This is a genomic window from Streptomyces sp. CA-243310 (assembly GCF_050936775.1).
GTDB lineage: Bacteria > Actinomycetota > Actinomycetes > Streptomycetales > Streptomycetaceae > Streptomyces.
In genome coordinates this window covers 3168508-3183379 of record NZ_JBNJMF010000002.1, presented here as the reverse complement: position 1 = coordinate 3183379, position 14872 = coordinate 3168508, and the positions used below count along the sequence as shown (strand labels likewise).

The 14872-nt window shown below is 69.6% G+C and carries 13 protein-coding genes, 1 tRNA gene and 1 pseudogene; 7 read left to right on the top strand and 8 right to left on the bottom strand.

Annotated features, from left to right (window positions below):
* The first annotated feature begins 178 nt into the window (after positions 1-178).
* From ACQEVM_RS31815 to ACQEVM_RS31800, 4 genes are all read left to right on the top strand, one after another.
* Positions 179-2863, top strand: a complete 2685-nt coding sequence (locus ACQEVM_RS31815) for a hypothetical protein (protein WP_433084732.1) — start codon at positions 179-181, stop codon at positions 2861-2863.
* Positions 2864-2991: 128 nt separating this feature from the next.
* Positions 2992-4968: an MFS transporter gene (locus tag ACQEVM_RS31810; protein WP_433084730.1), complete on the top strand. Its 1977-nt coding sequence runs from the start codon at positions 2992-2994 to the stop codon at positions 4966-4968.
* A gap of 98 nt (positions 4969-5066) precedes the next feature.
* The gene (locus ACQEVM_RS31805; RefSeq protein ID WP_433084728.1) at positions 5067-5270 is read left to right on the top strand and encodes a hypothetical protein; all 204 of its coding nucleotides are present in this window, start codon (positions 5067-5069) and stop codon (positions 5268-5270) included.
* A 52-nt stretch (positions 5271-5322) separates the two neighbouring features.
* The gene (locus ACQEVM_RS31800; RefSeq protein WP_433084726.1) at positions 5323-5544 is read left to right on the top strand and encodes a hypothetical protein; all 222 of its coding nucleotides are present in this window, start codon (positions 5323-5325) and stop codon (positions 5542-5544) included.
* Between the two features lie 23 nt (positions 5545-5567).
* Here the strand turns inward: ACQEVM_RS31800 and ACQEVM_RS31795 are convergent.
* The 5 genes from ACQEVM_RS31795 to ACQEVM_RS31775 all read right to left on the bottom strand — a co-directional run bounded on the left by ACQEVM_RS31795 (position 5568) and on the right by ACQEVM_RS31775 (position 10174).
* A tRNA-Arg gene (locus tag ACQEVM_RS31795) sits at positions 5568-5640 on the bottom strand.
* 399 nt (positions 5641-6039) lie between these two features.
* Positions 6040-7515: a hypothetical protein gene (locus tag ACQEVM_RS31790; protein ID WP_433084724.1), complete on the bottom strand. Its 1476-nt coding sequence runs from the start codon at positions 7513-7515 to the stop codon at positions 6040-6042.
* Positions 7508-8446: a hypothetical protein gene (locus ACQEVM_RS31785; RefSeq protein WP_433084722.1), complete on the bottom strand. Its 939-nt coding sequence runs from the start codon at positions 8444-8446 to the stop codon at positions 7508-7510. Before ACQEVM_RS31785 ends, ACQEVM_RS31790 begins: the two co-directional genes overlap by 8 nt.
* Before the next feature lie 225 nt (positions 8447-8671).
* Positions 8672-9331 (bottom strand): hypothetical protein, encoded by a 660-nt coding sequence (locus ACQEVM_RS31780; protein WP_252309402.1) that lies wholly within the window; start codon positions 9329-9331, stop codon positions 8672-8674.
* A 261-nt stretch (positions 9332-9592) separates the two neighbouring features.
* Positions 9593-10174 carry a hypothetical protein gene (locus tag ACQEVM_RS31775; protein WP_433084720.1) on the bottom strand — a complete coding sequence of 194 codons (582 nt, stop codon included), beginning with the start codon at positions 10172-10174 and terminating at the stop codon, positions 9593-9595.
* 413 nt (positions 10175-10587) lie between these two features.
* Between ACQEVM_RS31775 and ACQEVM_RS31770 the strand changes: the two genes are divergently transcribed.
* Positions 10588-10911 (top strand): helix-turn-helix domain-containing protein, encoded by a 324-nt coding sequence (locus ACQEVM_RS31770; protein WP_063890625.1) that lies wholly within the window; start codon positions 10588-10590, stop codon positions 10909-10911.
* A 103-nt stretch (positions 10912-11014) separates the two neighbouring features.
* Positions 11015-11410, top strand: coding sequence for an NUDIX hydrolase (locus ACQEVM_RS31765; protein WP_433084717.1), 396 nt, complete (start codon positions 11015-11017; stop codon positions 11408-11410).
* On the opposite strand, the pseudogene ACQEVM_RS31760 reads toward ACQEVM_RS31765, so the two are convergent.
* Positions 11388-12386, bottom strand: a pseudogene (locus ACQEVM_RS31760) (MFS transporter); the annotation flags it as partial. The gene ACQEVM_RS31765 and the pseudogene ACQEVM_RS31760 sit on opposite strands and share 23 nt — an antisense overlap.
* On the opposite strand from ACQEVM_RS31760, the gene ACQEVM_RS31755 reads away from it, so the two are divergent.
* Positions 12378-12827: an aminotransferase class I/II-fold pyridoxal phosphate-dependent enzyme gene (locus tag ACQEVM_RS31755; RefSeq protein ID WP_433084715.1), complete on the top strand. Its 450-nt coding sequence runs from the start codon at positions 12378-12380 to the stop codon at positions 12825-12827. The pseudogene ACQEVM_RS31760 and the gene ACQEVM_RS31755 sit on opposite strands and share 9 nt — an antisense overlap.
* A 7-nt stretch (positions 12828-12834) precedes the next feature.
* On the opposite strand, the gene ACQEVM_RS31750 is transcribed toward ACQEVM_RS31755, so the two are convergent.
* Together ACQEVM_RS31750 and ACQEVM_RS31745 are read right to left on the bottom strand one after the other, a co-directional pair.
* Entirely contained in the window at positions 12835-14172 is a 1338-nt protein-coding gene (locus tag ACQEVM_RS31750; protein WP_433084713.1) for a hypothetical protein, read from the bottom strand.
* A 22-nt stretch (positions 14173-14194) separates the two neighbouring features.
* Positions 14195-14692, bottom strand: coding sequence for an NUDIX domain-containing protein (locus ACQEVM_RS31745; protein ID WP_433084711.1), 498 nt, complete (start codon positions 14690-14692; stop codon positions 14195-14197).
* Positions 14693-14872 lie beyond the last annotated feature (180 nt).

The window sequence follows — 14872 nt, the reverse complement described above, 5'->3', positions numbered from 1 at the left end:
CCCCGCGTGGATGAGTGACAGGGTGACGCCTCTCACATTCATCTGTCGAGAGCGCCTGGTCGGTTTATGGGGGAACCTGCATCTATGTCGTTCTCGTCTAGCGGGTGGGCGATGCCCCCGAGACGGGACACTGTTAGACGGTTCGGACAGCGGCCGAACGTCGATCGAGGAGGAACTGGTGGCGGGCGAGTCCCCCGACAAGTCGGTAGATGAAGGTGCGTCGGGGGCGGCGGACACCGCCGCGTCCTCCGCGGAACGGGACCCGAGGCTCTCGGTCCTGCGACCGCGCGAGCCGGAGTCCGGCGACCGGGACCCTCTGAAGGTGGCCGTCGCGGCCTGGGTCGCGTCCAAGTCGGCGGACGCGGAGCGTACGCCGGAGGGCGAGGCGGCCGGCGGCGAGGCGGCCGGCGGCGACGAGGGCTCCGGCGACGAGGACGAGGGCGAGGAGGACCCGCGCCCCGGTGCGGGGGCCGGTGCCGAGGCCGAGCCGGTCGAGGCTGCTCCCGAGCCGAAGGCGTCATCCGGTCGGGTGGACTCGACCACCACGGCCGGTTCCGTCACGGCCGGTTCCGCCGACGTCGCAGCGGAGGCCGAGGCCGAGTCCGAGGCCGAGTCAGACTCCGGTTCCGAGTCCGGTGCCCCTGCGGGTTCTGACGGGTCCGCGCGGGGTCCGGTGGCCGCCGACAAGCCCGCCGCCGCGGAACAGCGGACGACCGCGTTCGGGGTCGTGAAGCCCGCTCCGGACGCATCCGCCGAGAAGTCCACCGAAGCGGAGGGGCCCGCCGACAGCGAGCGCACCGCGGTGTTCCGGGCGTTCAGGAACGATGCCCGCGAGGCGCCGAAGACACAGCCGAAGACACAGCCGAAGCCCGAGTCGAAGCCCGAGTCGGAGCCCGAGCCGAAGCCGGGTTCCGGTTCGGATTCCGGTTCTGCCGCGGGGCGGGGTGCGGCCGTTGACCCGCGTTCCGGTTCCGGTTCCGGTTCGGGTTCGGCGGGGAAGCCGGTCGAGGACAGCGAGCGTACGGCCGTGTTCCGGGCCGTGAAGCCCGGTACCGCCCCCGGCGCCCCCACCGCGGCCAAGCCCGCGCAGGCCGACCGGCCTGCGCCCGCGAAGCCGGCCGAGGACAGCGAGCGCACGGCCGTGTTCCGTGCGGTGCGTCCCGGTGCCGCCGAGAAGCCGAAGCCGGCTTCGGGTTCCGGCCCGGCTTCCGGTTCCGGTTCTGTTCCGGGCTCTGGTTCGGGTTCCGGTTCGGGCTCTGGTTCCGGTTCCGGCTCTGGTTCCGGTTCGGCGGGGAAGTCGGCCGAGGACAGCGAGCGTACGGCCGTGTTCCGGGCCGTGAAGCCCGGTACCGCCCCCGGCGCCCCCTCGGCCGCCAAGCCCGCGCAGGGCGACCGGCCCGCACCGTCGAGCGCCGCCGGCGGTGAGCGCGCCGGCACCTTCGTGCCGTTGCGGAGTGACGACGTCCGGACCTCCGCGCCGAAGCCGGCTCCCACCGCACCGGGGTCCGCCCCGACGCGGGCGACCGCGCCCGCCGGGCCCAGGCAGGACAGCGAGCGGACCACGCAGCAGCCGCTGCCGCCCAAGCCGCCGCTCGACATGCTGGCGGACCTCACGAACAACCCGCCCCCGCCGCCGAGCCCCCTGCGCACCTTCGCGCGGCGGTTCAAGATCTACGCCCCGCTGGTCGCGCTGCTGGTGATCATCCTCGCCGTGGTGCAGCTGGTGCGCCCGCTGCCCGAGCCGCAGCTCAAGATGACGGCGCAGAGCGCGTTCACCTTCGACGGATCCGCCCCTGTCCTGCCGTGGCCGAAGGAGGGCCAGGGCTACATGGCCGCCGCCGGCCTCGGCACGGTGGGCACCTTCGGGGAGCAGAAGCCGATCGCCATCGGCAGCGTCGCGAAGACCATGACGGCGTACGTGATCCTCAAGGACCACCCGATGAAGAAGGGTGAGAAGGGTGAGATGATCCCGGTCGACAAGACGGCCGTGGACGACGGCAGGAAGGACTCCGAGGGGGAGTCCACCGTCAACACCCTCAAGGAGGGTGGCCAGATCTCGGAGTACGACGCCCTCGCCGCGATCATGATCCCCTCCGCCAACAACATCGCGCGGCTGCTCGCGCGCTGGGACTCCGGCGGTGACCAGGAGGCGTTCGTCAAGAAGATGAACGACACCGCCAAGGAACTCGGCATGACCAACACGACGTACACGGACCCCTCGGGTCTGGACGCGACCACGGTCAGCACCGCCGAGGACCAGGTCAAGCTGGGTCTCAAGGTCGTCGAAATGCCCGAGCTGATCGCGATCACCCGGCTGCCGAGGTGGACCGACCCGTCCGGCAAGACGTGGCGCAACTACAACGACCTGATCCCCTACAACGACTCGCTCGGGATCAAGACCGGCTCCACCACCAAGGCGGGCGGCAACCTGCTCTTCGCCGCCCAGAAGCAGGTCGGCAAGACGAACCAGCTGATCGTCGGCGCGGTCCTCGGTCAGCACGGCGTGCCCATCCTCGATACCGCCATCGCGGCGAGCAAGGACGTCATGCTGGCCACGCAGAAGACGCTGACCGGCGCGAACGTCGTGAAGAAGGGCCAGGTCGTCGGGTACGTCGACGACGGTCTCGGGGGCAGGACCCCGGTCGTGACCACCGCCGACGTGGAGGCGGTCGGCTGGCCGTCGCTCAAGGTCAACGTCAAGCTGGGTGAGGGCGGCGGCCCGCTGCCGCAGACCGCCAAGGCCGGTACGGAGATCGGTGTCCTGACCATCGGCGAGGGCGCCAGCCAGGTGAAGGTGCCCGTGGCCCTGAAGCAGGACCTGGTCAGCCCGAGCCTGGGCAGCAAGCTGACCCGCGTCGGCTGAGCCGCCCCGGCGGGATCGATCCGCCGGGGACGGGTTCGTTCAGGCGCTCCGGGCAACCCCGGGGCGCCTGAGCACGTCTTGGATGCGAGTGCGGTACTCGCGCAGGTGTCGGGGAGAGAGCGTCGGTAGTGACCACCGCTGAGCAGTACGGGCAGGAGCGGGAGCAGCGCGGGCGCACCGCGGGCTCCGGCCCGACCGACGCCGAAACGTTCCCTGTGGACGGCTCCGGTCCCCGTTCAGGTCCCCGTTCCGATTCCCGTTCGGGTCCTCGGTCCGGTCCCGGTCCCGGTCCCGTTTCAGGTCCTCGGTCCGGTTCGGGTGGCCCGCCGGGCATGGCGCGCCTCGCCCTTCGGTGGGCGCAGGGGCACCCCGTGCTCGTCACCACCGCCGTGGCGGCCGTCCTGCACGTCGTCTGGCTCTTCACCTTCGCCAACAGCGGCGGGGACCTCGCCGCGCAGGACGCCTGGGCCGAGTTCGTGGGCCGGCACCCCGACACGGCGTACAACCTCGCCTGGTACGGCGGGATGCACCCGGTCTCGTACAGCGTGGTGTCCCCGTACCTCATGCACATGCTCGGCGTCCGGACCACGATGATGATCGCCGGGACGGTGTCGGCCGGGCTTCTCGCGCTGATCCTGACGCGCTGCCGGGGCGCCGTCCGGCAGCCGCTGTGGCCGGCCCTCGCCGGGGTCTACGGGCTGCTGTGCAACGCACTCTCCGGCCGGGTGACCTTCGGGCTCGGCGCGATGTTCGCGCTCGGCGCGGTCGCCGCGGTCTTCTGCTGGCCGCGCGGCTGGGCCGAGCGGCGATGGGCGAAGGCCGCCGTCGCCGCCCCGCTCGCCGGGCTCGCCACCGCCGCCAGCCCGGTCGCCGGGTTGTTCCTCGGGGTGATCGCGGCCGCGCTGTTCCTGAGCAGGCGGCGACCGGGCGCGTACACCCTGGGGCTGCCCCCGGTGGCCGTGGTGGGACTGTCGGCCTGGCTGTTCCCCTTCTCGGGAACGCAGCCGATGAGGCTGGGCTCCGCCTGGCTGCCGTTCGTGTTCGGCCTGGTCATCGTCTTCCTCGTGCCGAAGCGGTGGAAGACGGTCCGGATCGCCGCCGCCGTGTACGCGCTGGGGGTGGCCCTGACCTGGCTGATCGACTCCCAGGTGGGGTCGAACGTCACCCGGCTCGTCATGCTGTTCGGCGGGGCGGTGCTGCTCGCGGCCCTGCCGTACGAGGCCCCGCGCACCCGCCGCTGGTACGCGCTCCTGCTCGCCTTCGTCGGGCTGAACGTCTGGATCACCACCAACAGCGTCACCGACATCATCCGCACCACGCCGCTCGCCTCCTGGAACCGGGAGCTGGCGCCCCTCGTCGACCGGCTCCAGAAGGCCGGCGCCGACCGGGGGCGGGTCGAGGTGGTGCCCGCGAGCAGCCACCGCGAGTCCTCCGCCTTCCCCGCGTACGTCAACCTGGCGCGCGGCTGGAACCGGCAGGCCGACCTGGAGCGCAACCCGCTCTTCTACGACGACACGCTCACCGCCGACAGCTACCGGGCCTGGCTGGGCCGCTGGGCCGTGCACTACGTGGTGCTGCCCGTCGACAAACCCGACGAGGGCGGCAAGGACGAGGCGACGCTGGTGCGCGGGGGCCTGCCGTACCTCCACCAGATCTGGGGCGACGAGAACTGGCAGCTCTTCCAGGTGCAGGCCCCCACCGATCTGGTGGCCGGACCCGCGACGGTGGTGCGCGCGGGCGCCGACCAGCTGGTCATCGACGTGAAGCAGGCAGGCCGGGTCAGCGTGCGCGTCCCGCACTCGCCGTGGCTGGGGCTGGTGGACGCCCAGGGCAAGGCGGTGGCGCCCCCGCAGGAGACCGCCGAGTCCAAGGCGGGATCCTCCGCGAAGAACCCCGGTCCGAAGCGGTTCGCGAATACCGCGGGGTGCCTGTTCAAGGCGGCCCCGGACGCGGCGGGCGACGTCTGGACCGAACTGCTGGCCCCGGCGCCGGGGGAGTACCGGGTCGCCGCGAAGTACCAGATCCCGCGGGGCACGCCCTGCCCGGAAGAACTCGTCGACGAGGTCTCGGGGCCGCGGGCGCCGGCCGACCCCTCCCGGCCATGATCGAGAGTTTTTACCCCCGGCCCGGGTGCGTGGGTCGATATATCTGCATACGATCCCAGTAGTCCGATTGGGTGCTTCCCGAGGGAGTTGACGGCGGGATGAGCAAAGAGCAGAAGCACGACGGCCAGGCAGTGATCGCGAAGGCGTCGGAGCAGGTACAGCTGCCGCGCACGCAGGGTCACGGCTTCGAAGGTCCGGTCCGCAGCAAGGTCAAGGGCGGAGCCCACACGAAGGCGGCCCTCAAGCGGGCCGGCACCCCGCAGGGCGACCGGATCGGCGAACGCAGCAGAGGCCTGAGCTGACCCCCGTCGGTTGATCGCACGGCCCTCCCGGCCCGACCGGGAGGGCCCTTTCGTGCCCGCGGTCCCCGTCCGCGCGGTCGCCGTCCGCGCGGTCGCCGTCGTGACCGTGACCGTGGAGGTCACCGACACCCTGACCGCCATCGCCATCGCCATCGCCGCCGCTGCCGTCCCCGCCGTCACCGCCGTCCGCGACGACTCACGCACCCCACACCGGACTTGCCCCCGTGTCGCCGTGCGCCCGCGCCCCGGAAACGACGAAGACCCCCGGCCGTGATCGGCGGGGGTCTCGCATCAATGTGCCCTCGGCAGGATTCGAACCTGCGACACCGGCTTTAGGAGAGCCGTGCTCTATCCCCTGAGCTACGAAGGCGGGGGCTTGTCGGAAACGCTGCCGGAAACCCCAGAGGGATCACCCGAGCCGCTTCGGCAAGCGTGCTGGTCAGATGACGTGCGCCCGCCCGGGTGGAGCTGCCCTCGCGGACACTTGCCCCGGCATACGCCTGGTAGTCGTCTGACCGCTGACAGCCTAGCGGATCGTGCTGGGAGTGGTCGCATGGATTGCCGTGGGAGTGGGCCTGAGGTGAAGGCATCGTCGTGACCTGGGGTTTCTGAGCGTCTGGGGTGGTGGGTGGGGAGGCCGGGGGTGCTGCACGGGTGTGGGCAGGCTGCTGGAGCGTCCGTTCTGTTCCGCTTGCCATGGATGGGGCCCCTTTAACGGAGCGACGGCCGCGCCCTGGGGTGGGCGCGGCCGTCGTGGGGTCGAGGGGTGTCAGGCGATGCGGAGGACCTGTTGGGCGTTGCTGCGGGCCTGGAGGTGGATCTGGTGGCTGGTGGCGTTCTGGGAGAGGGCGAAGCCGAGGACGAAGATCTTCTGGCGATCCACGCCGTAGGCGATCATGCGGCGGTTCCAGAGGCTCTGGTCGAATTGGCTGTGTACGGACTCGGAGTCGGCGCGGTAGGGGTAGAGGAGTTGGTGGGTGAGGCTGGCCTCGGGGATCTGCTGGAGGTATTCGGCTCGGTGGAAGCCGCGTTCACTGTCGCTCTTGATGCGCTTGCCGGTGTCTGCGGAGCGCAGTGACCGGTCGGCGGGGGTGGTGGTGATGCCGACGGGGACGCGGCAGTCGTGGTCGCCGTGGCGGCAGGGGATCTTGAGGACGTGGTACCAGCGGCTCTTGGTGGCCCCGGCTCGGTGCTCGAGTCTGATGATCGGGACGGGTTCGAGGATGCGGGTGCCATCGTCGATGCGGATGCTCTCGGCGATGCGGCCTTGGTCGCACCAGAGCTCGTGCCCGCTTCGGCAGGGGCTGATGCGTTCGTAGAAGACAGGGGCGACGGATCCGTGCTGCTTGTTGATGGCCAATAGGCCGGTCCGAGCGAGGGCGTCGCGGTGGACACCGCGGAAGGCCCCGTCGTAGATGACGCCCATGCAGTGGGGCAGGGCGTCCTTCAGCATGCGGAACTGGCGTACGGCGATGGCCGCTTCGTCCTCGTACTCGCCGCCGGCGACGTGGGCGAAGCTGAGGATGACACGGGTCCAGTAACCGGTGTCCCGTCCGGAGGCGAAGAACCACTTGGTGCCGCGTACCCGCCGCTTCTCCTTCTCTCCGTTCTCGTAGTAGATGCGGGCGGCCGGGTCGACGCGGTGGTTTCGGATCAGGCCGGTGTCCTCGTCCTCGATCTCCACGGCGCGCGCCTTGGAAGGTGCCTTGGGGACGGTGGCGTCGCCGACGAGGAGCTGTCGGCGTTCGGGGCGGCTCCATACCTTGGGCGCGTCCGAGGGGAACAGTCCTTGTCTCAGGGCTTGCTGGGCGGCGTACCTGCGGAACGCTTCCTCGAGTGCGTCGGCGGCCGGTACGAGAAGGTTGTTCAGGGCGTCCTGGTACTGCCCGCGGGAGGGCGCGGTGAGGGGCAGGGCTGCCGCTGCCCGGCGGCCCAGGTGGCGGCGGATGCTCGCCCGTACGCTGCGCCAGTCCTGGGGAGAGGCGAGGAGTCCTGTGGTGGAGCGCTTGGACTTCGTCACCGGGGTGAGGGCGGCCATGATCAGGTAGACGATGCCCGGGTACTCGCGGGGGCAGCCGACGACGTTCGGTGGGGGCAGGAGTTCGGCCATCTCGTAGAGGAGCGGGTAGTCGAGGCAGTCGCGGACGCGCTCCGCGATGCTGCGCTGGTCCTGGTCGGTGAGCTGGCGTTTGCGATGCGGGCGTTCGGGCTGGGGCTTGGGGGTTCCGAAGACGTCGTCAGGCACGGGCCGGACCCCCGTCGGTGTAGGCGGGGTCGGTCTGCCAGTCATAGCCGACGATGGAGGCGGCCCTGTCCAGGGATCGGAGCCCGAGCCTTCGGGCGGATTCCTCGATACGGCCGGTCACTTCGAAGGTCTCGACGGCGGCACGGGTGGTGACGGAAGCCGGGGTGACGTCGGGTTCCCCGTCAAGGCCGATCCTGCGCAGCAGATCGCGGAGCGCGACACACGTGCGCGATTGCAGGGCCGGATCGGGTGCCGGGGTACAGGACACCGCGAGGCGCGCGGTGCTCTTGTCCGGGTGCTGAGCGAGGACGTGGCGAGCTCGATCGGCCAGTACGTGGCGGCTCCAGGCGTCCAGCCGGCACCAGCGGGGGTCGTACTTGCGCGCTCCGTGCATCCAGACGCGGCTGTGCGGCAGGTCGAGGTCGGCCACGACGCTGTGCCCGATCTCGCCGCTGTGCCCGCCGGCCAGGGCGAGGGCGGCCGCGGCTGCGTGCCGGGTCGGCCGGGCCGCGTATGCGGCGTGGTGGCGCAGCAGTACGGCCTCGTCTTCGGTGAGAGGGCGGGAACCTTCGTAGGTGCGGGCGGGCAGGACGATGTTGCGTGTCGGATCCTGGTCGCTCAGGCCGAGCTCGTGCAGGGTGCGGAAGGCGGTTCGCAAGACGCTTCGGCGGACTCGGCGGGTAGCCACCGCCGAGTCCGAGACGTGGCCGTGGCGGCTCCGGCCCTTGGCGTTCACGAAGTCCTCGGCGATGCCATCGGTGACGTCCGAGATGAGCAGTACGCCTCGCGCAGTGGCGTTCCGTCCGAACCTCTTGATGAGGAGACCGAACTTGTCGAAGGTCTGCTCGGACATCTCGTCGAGGGCGGTCATCTCCCGCCATGCGTCGATGACGAGGTCGATGGCATGGATGAGAGACAGGTCGCTTCCCATGATGACGGTCCTCCGGAGGGTCGGGGAGAGCAGTTCGACCCCTCCCCCGACCCTCTGACTGGGAAGATTCGAATGATTCATTGTGTTCCGTACTTGCACCATTACGGTGGGCATGTGTGATCTCCGCTGCAACCCGGCGTGGGCGAATGGATGAGGACGCGCCGAAGAGACCCCGGGCAGGACGGCCCGGGGCGTCACTCGGTGCGGAGGGGCGAGCCGGCCTGGCTAGGCGCGGGCCGCCGGCCCTCGGAGCGAGCTCACGAGGGTCCCGTAAGCCCGCATGGCTGCTACGAAGGTGTCGTCGGGTAGCGCCATGGTCTCTTCGACGGAGCTGAGGAACAGGCCTGATGCCGGAGCGGCGGGGGGCGGGGGTGTGGGGATGGAGCCCGGGAGGCGGACCAGTCCGTCCTTGGCGACGTGGACGATCAGGGCGTAGTCGAGCCAGTCCACCAGATAGAGCCCGCGTTCGGGCGCCGCTGCGGGCAGCCCTTGGCCGAGCTCTTCGGCGAGCGTGGTCCTCTGCCGCGGCCCTTGTCGCAGGAGGCGCTTGGCGGCCTTGGTGAACCAGGCGGACTGCCAGTGGTCATGCAGGAAGAGGCGAGCGCGGGCGGAGTCCTCCGCCCGGAGCCGCGTCAACTGAAAGCCGGCATCGGTGACCGAAAGGGCTCCGTGGTGCGTCTCCAGCAGGCCGGCTTGACGAAGAAAGCCCTGCGAAGAGGAGATGTTGGAGGCGCTGAGCCCCACCTTGGTGGCGATCTCTGAGACCGGGATGGCCAGGCGGTCGTCGCCGCCCAGTTCGGCGACGGCGTCGACCACCTTCAGCTGCCGCAGGGTGGCCATTCCGCCGGTGGGCATGATGATGCGGACTTTGTCTGCGGCACTCATCGAACACCCCCGTGGGGGTACTGGAGCGCCTGACTGCTGCTGGCCTGTAGGGGCCAGTGGTGCATGAATGCGTCAGATGGCATGGCGTGGGCCCTCATTTATGATCAAGTGTTGAATGCGCAAAATTCCCGAGGGCCGGGTGGGCCGCTACTCCATGGCCTAGCCTGGAGGCGGCGCGTGGGCCCTCAGCTGACGTGTCACGGCGTCGCCAGGGTCTTCCCACCCGGGCGGCGCCTTTTTCTGTTTGGAAGATGGCGATCTCTACGTGCGCGGCTCCTTGCTGACCAGTCGGTAGAGTCCGCGGCCGACAATGAGGACCTTCCCCTTGGCCCGCATGTGGCTGGCGCAGTTGGTGATCTGCCGAGGTGTCGCGTCCGGACGCTCCAGCTGGGCATGGGCGACGATCTTGGAGGTCGGTGTATCCAGGCCGTCCACGAGCGCTTCGAGGACCAGCTCTGTGAGGGACTTCTGCTCCGTGTCGACGCCGGAGGCCGGCCGCCCCGCCGCCTGATGTGGCACACCGGAGTCGCGGGCGTCGGAGCCGGAGCTCTGCGGGTCCGCGGAATTCGGGCGTTCACCTGGATCCGTCGGTGGATGTGAGGGCTGCTTCGCCCCCAAGAACTCCTCGGCCTGGCGAACCGTGTCGCTCACGGCCGACAGTCGTACGTCGGCCGCCAGGAGGGATCGCTCCGCTTCTTCGAAGCGACGTTGGAGGTCGGCCATCTCTTGTCGCACCTCGGCCAACACGCCAGTCGCGATGACCCATTTGGCGTGTTCCCCGGCCTGGATCTCGCGAAGGTGTTCAACGAGAGGGTGCGCGGACCCCGCTCCTGTTGTGGTCATGCTCCGCTCCCCTCGGATGATCCACCCACAAGCTAGCGGGCCTTCGCCCGCTCCGCAGGCAAATGCATAGATGCGAGCGTGCAGATTCTCTGGGGTTGGGTGCAACTCCGCTGTAAGTAAGTCGTGTTGGAGGCCATGTCTCTTATGACTTGCATGATGTCTCCGGTCTCGGTGCATCTGAGAACGCTTGCCGGAGTGGCGCATCGGGCGCGCGTAGTAGCCGAGTGGCGCGTGAGGGACCGGGCGGTGTCGTCGCCCGCCACCACGGAGCGCTGCCGAAACCCTGGAATGTGCCGCACGGACGGCTCGTGGACCCTTACGCTGTTCCGTACTTGCAACACACAAGAGGTCTCCGTTGCGGGATCCGAGACAAGGGAAGGGTCGGCCCCATGGGTACGTGGGATGATCTCGGCATGCCCCGGAGCAGCAACGACAAGCAGCCGCGCGACTACGTCGTGGACGGCGCTTGGCCCAATGCCGCTCTCGCTCCTGATGCTCCGGTCAGTGCCTACTACGGCCAGTCCCTCTCCCGGAACCTCGCGCGGGCCATGTCCTCCACCGGACATACGCTGCGCAGCCTCGCGGCAGCGACCGGCCTGACCCATTCGACGATCAGCAGGGTGCTCAACGGCAGGGTCATGCCGGACTCGGGCACGCTCGCCCGCTTGGAAGCGTCCTTCGGTTTCCAGATCTGGCCCGGCCCGGCGGCGCTGCCGCCCGCGCCGCCCGAGTCCTGAGATCGCCGACTACCCACCCGTTCGGTCCGCCCGGAGTGCGTCGCGCTCCCGACGGGCCATTCTTTTTCTTGTGGGTATGTATGCACCAGAGGTGCGGCGGCGTGTGGTGTATCTCGTGTGCTTCGACGACCTTCACCGGATGGGCCTTGTCCAGTACTCGCCGGGGCTCATGAGCCTCCCCATGGGCGCGTGTGCCCCGGGTGAGTCGTACAGAGCGGCTGCATGCCGACTCGCTGCCGGCTTGGCTTTCCGGTTCGGCGGCACGGTGGCCCGGCTGGATGGCGTGTCGCCCGGTGACGGCGCACATCGGAAGGCACGTCTGTTCACGATGCACGTCGAAGGCGGCCCCGGGCCATCACAGTTGTGGCTTCCGTGGCGCCAGGCGCTCGGGGAAGTGGCGCACCTCGGAATCCCGGAGTTCGAGCCGTTCCTGGAGGGCTACCTCGAAGGCTGGATCCCGGACGGCTGGATCACGCTCACCTCGGATCGGCGGAACTGACCGGGTGGGGCTTCCTCGCCGCTGATGCCACGGCGAGCACCGTCGCGAGCAACGAAGTGGCGACGAGGGCTGCGAAGAGCGGGGAGTACCCGCCGACCTGCGTGGCGAAGGCGGCTCCGGCCCAGGGAGCGAGGGCTGCGGCGATGTGGGTGGGTGCGCCGAGAAGCCCTGAGAGGCGGCCGTAGTGCGTGGTGCCCCAGCGGTCGGTGACCGCGGTGGCCTGTAGGAGCGTGAGGTTGCCGCGGACGACTCCGGCGAAGATCGCGAGGGCGATCAGGAGCGGCATGGGGCCGGGGGTGAAGGCCAGTGATGCCGTGGTCGCACCGCCGAGGGCGATCAGGGTGGCGGTGCGGGCCGTGACCGAGGTGCGGGTCGCGAGGGCCGAGTAGAGGGTGCGGCCGAGGGTCTGGCCTGCCCCGCCGAGCCCCAGAGCCCAGGCGGCTTGCGTGGCTGTGGCTCCTCGTTCGGTGAGGAGCGGGATGAGGCCCATCACGACGGCGTACATGGCGAAGCCCGAGAGGGTGAAGGCCACGGCCAGCAGGATGAAGGGGCGGCTGCGGGGTATGGGTGTGGTGCCGTCAGTGGTGGGAGCTTGCGGTGGGGCGACCGGCCAGGGGGCGCGCAGGGCCAGGGCGTGGGCGGGGATCGTGACGGCGGCGAGGATCGCCGCGAGGACGGCGTACGTGGCGCGCCAGCTCAGGTGCTCCGCGATGACTGCCGTGAGCGGTGCGAAGACGGTGGAGGCGAGGCCGCCGGCGAGGGTGACGATGGTCAGGGCGCGGATGCGGTCCGGGCCCCACCAGCGGGTGAGGGCGGCGAAGGCGGGCGGGTAGAAGGTGGCGGCCATGGTCAAGCCGGCGAGCACCCAAACCAGTGTGAAGACGGCCAGGTTGGGGGCGGTCGCGATCAAGAGGAGTGCGAGGGTGCCGAGGACGGAGCCCGCGGTCATCACCGCGCGCGGCCCTCGGTGGCCCAGGCCATCACGGCGATCCAGAGCCACATCGCCTCCGCGCCCTCCTCCATCTCCCAGAAGGCAGCCCTCGGCGCCCTGACCGCCGACCTCACCACCGAGCTGGAACGCCGGCGACTGGAACTGGACGACCGCCGCCTGACCACCATCAAGGCGCTCGCGGACATCCCGGGCATCGACGTCGACGGCGACCCGACCGGCGCGTTCTTCCTCCTCGCCGACATCTCGGGCACCTACGGCCGCACCCTGGCGGGCCAGACCATCACCTCGGCCGAGGTCTTCGCGGAACTCCTCCTCGCGGAGGCCAACGTCGCGGTCGTCCCAGGCGCCGACTTCGCGGCCCCCAACCACGTCCGTATCTCCTACACGGTCCCGCCGGCCCGCCTGGCGGAGGCACTGACCCGAGTCGCGGACTTCGTTGTGCGACTCGGAAGAGATGTCGGGTAGGCCCGAGTCAGGGCCAGGGAGTCTCCTCGACCTCGCCTGCCATGCCGCGGATCTTCGACAGGTTCTGATGCGGTCCGCGATAGCCCAGTGACTCGAGGACCAGCAGGGACAGGTAGTGGCGGGCAAGTACCCACACCTCCGTGACGAGGCCGGGTATCCGGTAGAGCTCCCTCTGGTCCTCCTCCGGGTGGACCATGTAGTTGCGGATCTTCGTCACCACGGAGGGCCCGTCCCAGACCTGTCCGGTCCGTCGGCGCATCTCGTCGGCGAAGGCGGCCATCGCGGGCAGATGGTTGCGGTCGATGGAGACTGCGACGTTGATTTCCCCGAGAACCTTCCGCAGCTTCGCGTGGGCAGGCCACAGGCGGGTGTTCTTGTACTCCGCGCGGGTGAGAACACCACGGACGAACAGACGCTGCCACATGGCGTGCTCCAGTCCGGCAGCGGCGATCATCACGCGCTGCTCCACGAATCCCTGGTCACGCATGGCCGTGATCGCGTAGCTGATCTGCAGCTTCAGCGGTTCCGCGATCACGGGATCGGCCATCATCGGGACGAGCCCGTCAAGGAACCTGCCGAGGGCTTCGATGTCCCACGAGTCCCACCAGCCGGAGGAGTGCCTCCGCGCCGGATCGCAGTGCAGGGCACCCCAGGACTCCCAGACGGCCTGCCCGTCAGCCCCGAGGCCGACAGGGAGGAGCGGAGCGGTCCAGCGGCCAAGCGACATGCCGAGGTGCAGGGCTGTGAGAAGGTGCGTGGCCTCACTGGCGGTGAATCGCCGTCCGTCCGCACGGCTGATCTCCATCGCATGCGTCATCGCGTAGAGCCGGGTCTTGAGGAGTCCTTCCCAGACAGCGCGGTGGTCAGGGCGTACGTCCAGCACGATCTTCCAGCCGTCGACCTCGTGGGACCAGCGGCCCCCGGACCAGTACCGATCCGCACCCTCGATCCGGTCGGTCAGGTGATGCTGCCCGGTGAACCGGGGGAGGTTGAACCAGTGGACCGCGATCCTTGCCAGAGGGGCCTTGCTGTCTCCCAGGACGGCTCCGTTGATCCAGCCTTCGTCGAAATCGCGGACCCAGGCTTCCACCTCTGCCTCACCGTACGGCCGAGGAAGCCGCAGGACGGCTGTGTCCTGCGCGTACGGATGCGAGTTCGGCTCGAGGGTGACGCTCCAGTCGAGGCTGAGAACCGGTGAACACGCAAGGCTCACCTCACCGGGCACCTCTGTATCCCGCACACCGCTGACCTGCCCGCGGTGCAGACCGACCGGCTCGCCGACGTCGTTGAAGGGGTGGAACGGCTGGATGGGCGACAGAGCGGCGTCCCAAGGCGAATCGGACATGACTCTCTCCTGCCTTCGGGGTCTACGACCACCCTCTGAGCGTGACCTGCGGGCCGCCGTGCAGGAAGGCTAGTAGGGCACTGCCCGACGTGTGGACGAATTCGCCGGGCAGGTCATCGACGTGGGCCCAGCGGACCTGGGAGTGCTTGTGGGGCTCGCGGTTCTCGGGCTCGCCGGTCCACTCGTGAGTGGCGAAGACGACCGTGAGGTAACCGTTGGGAGCCTCGACGCCCCAGGCGCCGTGGATGACGTGAACGACCTCCAGCGAGTCGGCCTCCACCGTGAGGCCGGTCTCCTCATGGAGCTCGCGGACTGCGCTTTCGGTGATGGGTTCACCCGGCTCGCTCTTGCCGCCAGGCAGATCCCACAAGCCCCTGCCGAACTTGGCGTTCTTGCCGCGCTGGAGGAGTACGACGCGATTGGCGGCCCGATCGTGGACGATGACCGCCGCGACCAGCAGGGTCATCGAGTCGAACGCCGCCTTGAGGGCCGGGGAGGGGCCGTTGGTCTGCTGAGTCACGGGGTTCCTTCGTCGGGCCGGCGAGCGAGCGGGCTGCGGCGTGCTCTGAAGCCGTGCTTGTGCCGGCAACATTCGGGGGGCGGCAACTATGCATCATCTTAAGGTTCGTGGAGGGCGAACTTATAAAACTGACGCCTCGTTTGCGGTAGCCTCCTTATAACTTCCCGCCCAATCATCGGA

Coding starts and splice junctions, on each gene's coding strand:
- ACQEVM_RS31805 (WP_433084728.1), top strand. CDS start 5,067: ATGAGCAAAGAGCAGAAGCACGACGGCCAGGCAGTGATCGCGAAGGCG.
- ACQEVM_RS31785 (WP_433084722.1), bottom strand. CDS start 8,446: ATGGGAAGCGACCTGTCTCTCATCCATGCCATCGACCTCGTCATCGAC.
- ACQEVM_RS31780 (WP_252309402.1), bottom strand. CDS start 9,331: ATGAGTGCCGCAGACAAAGTCCGCATCATCATGCCCACCGGCGGAATG.
- ACQEVM_RS31775 (WP_433084720.1), bottom strand. CDS start 10,174: ATGACCACAACAGGAGCGGGGTCCGCGCACCCTCTCGTTGAACACCTT.
- ACQEVM_RS31770 (WP_063890625.1), top strand. CDS start 10,588: ATGCCCCGGAGCAGCAACGACAAGCAGCCGCGCGACTACGTCGTGGAC.
- ACQEVM_RS31750 (WP_433084713.1), bottom strand. CDS start 14,172: ATGTCCGATTCGCCTTGGGACGCCGCTCTGTCGCCCATCCAGCCGTTC.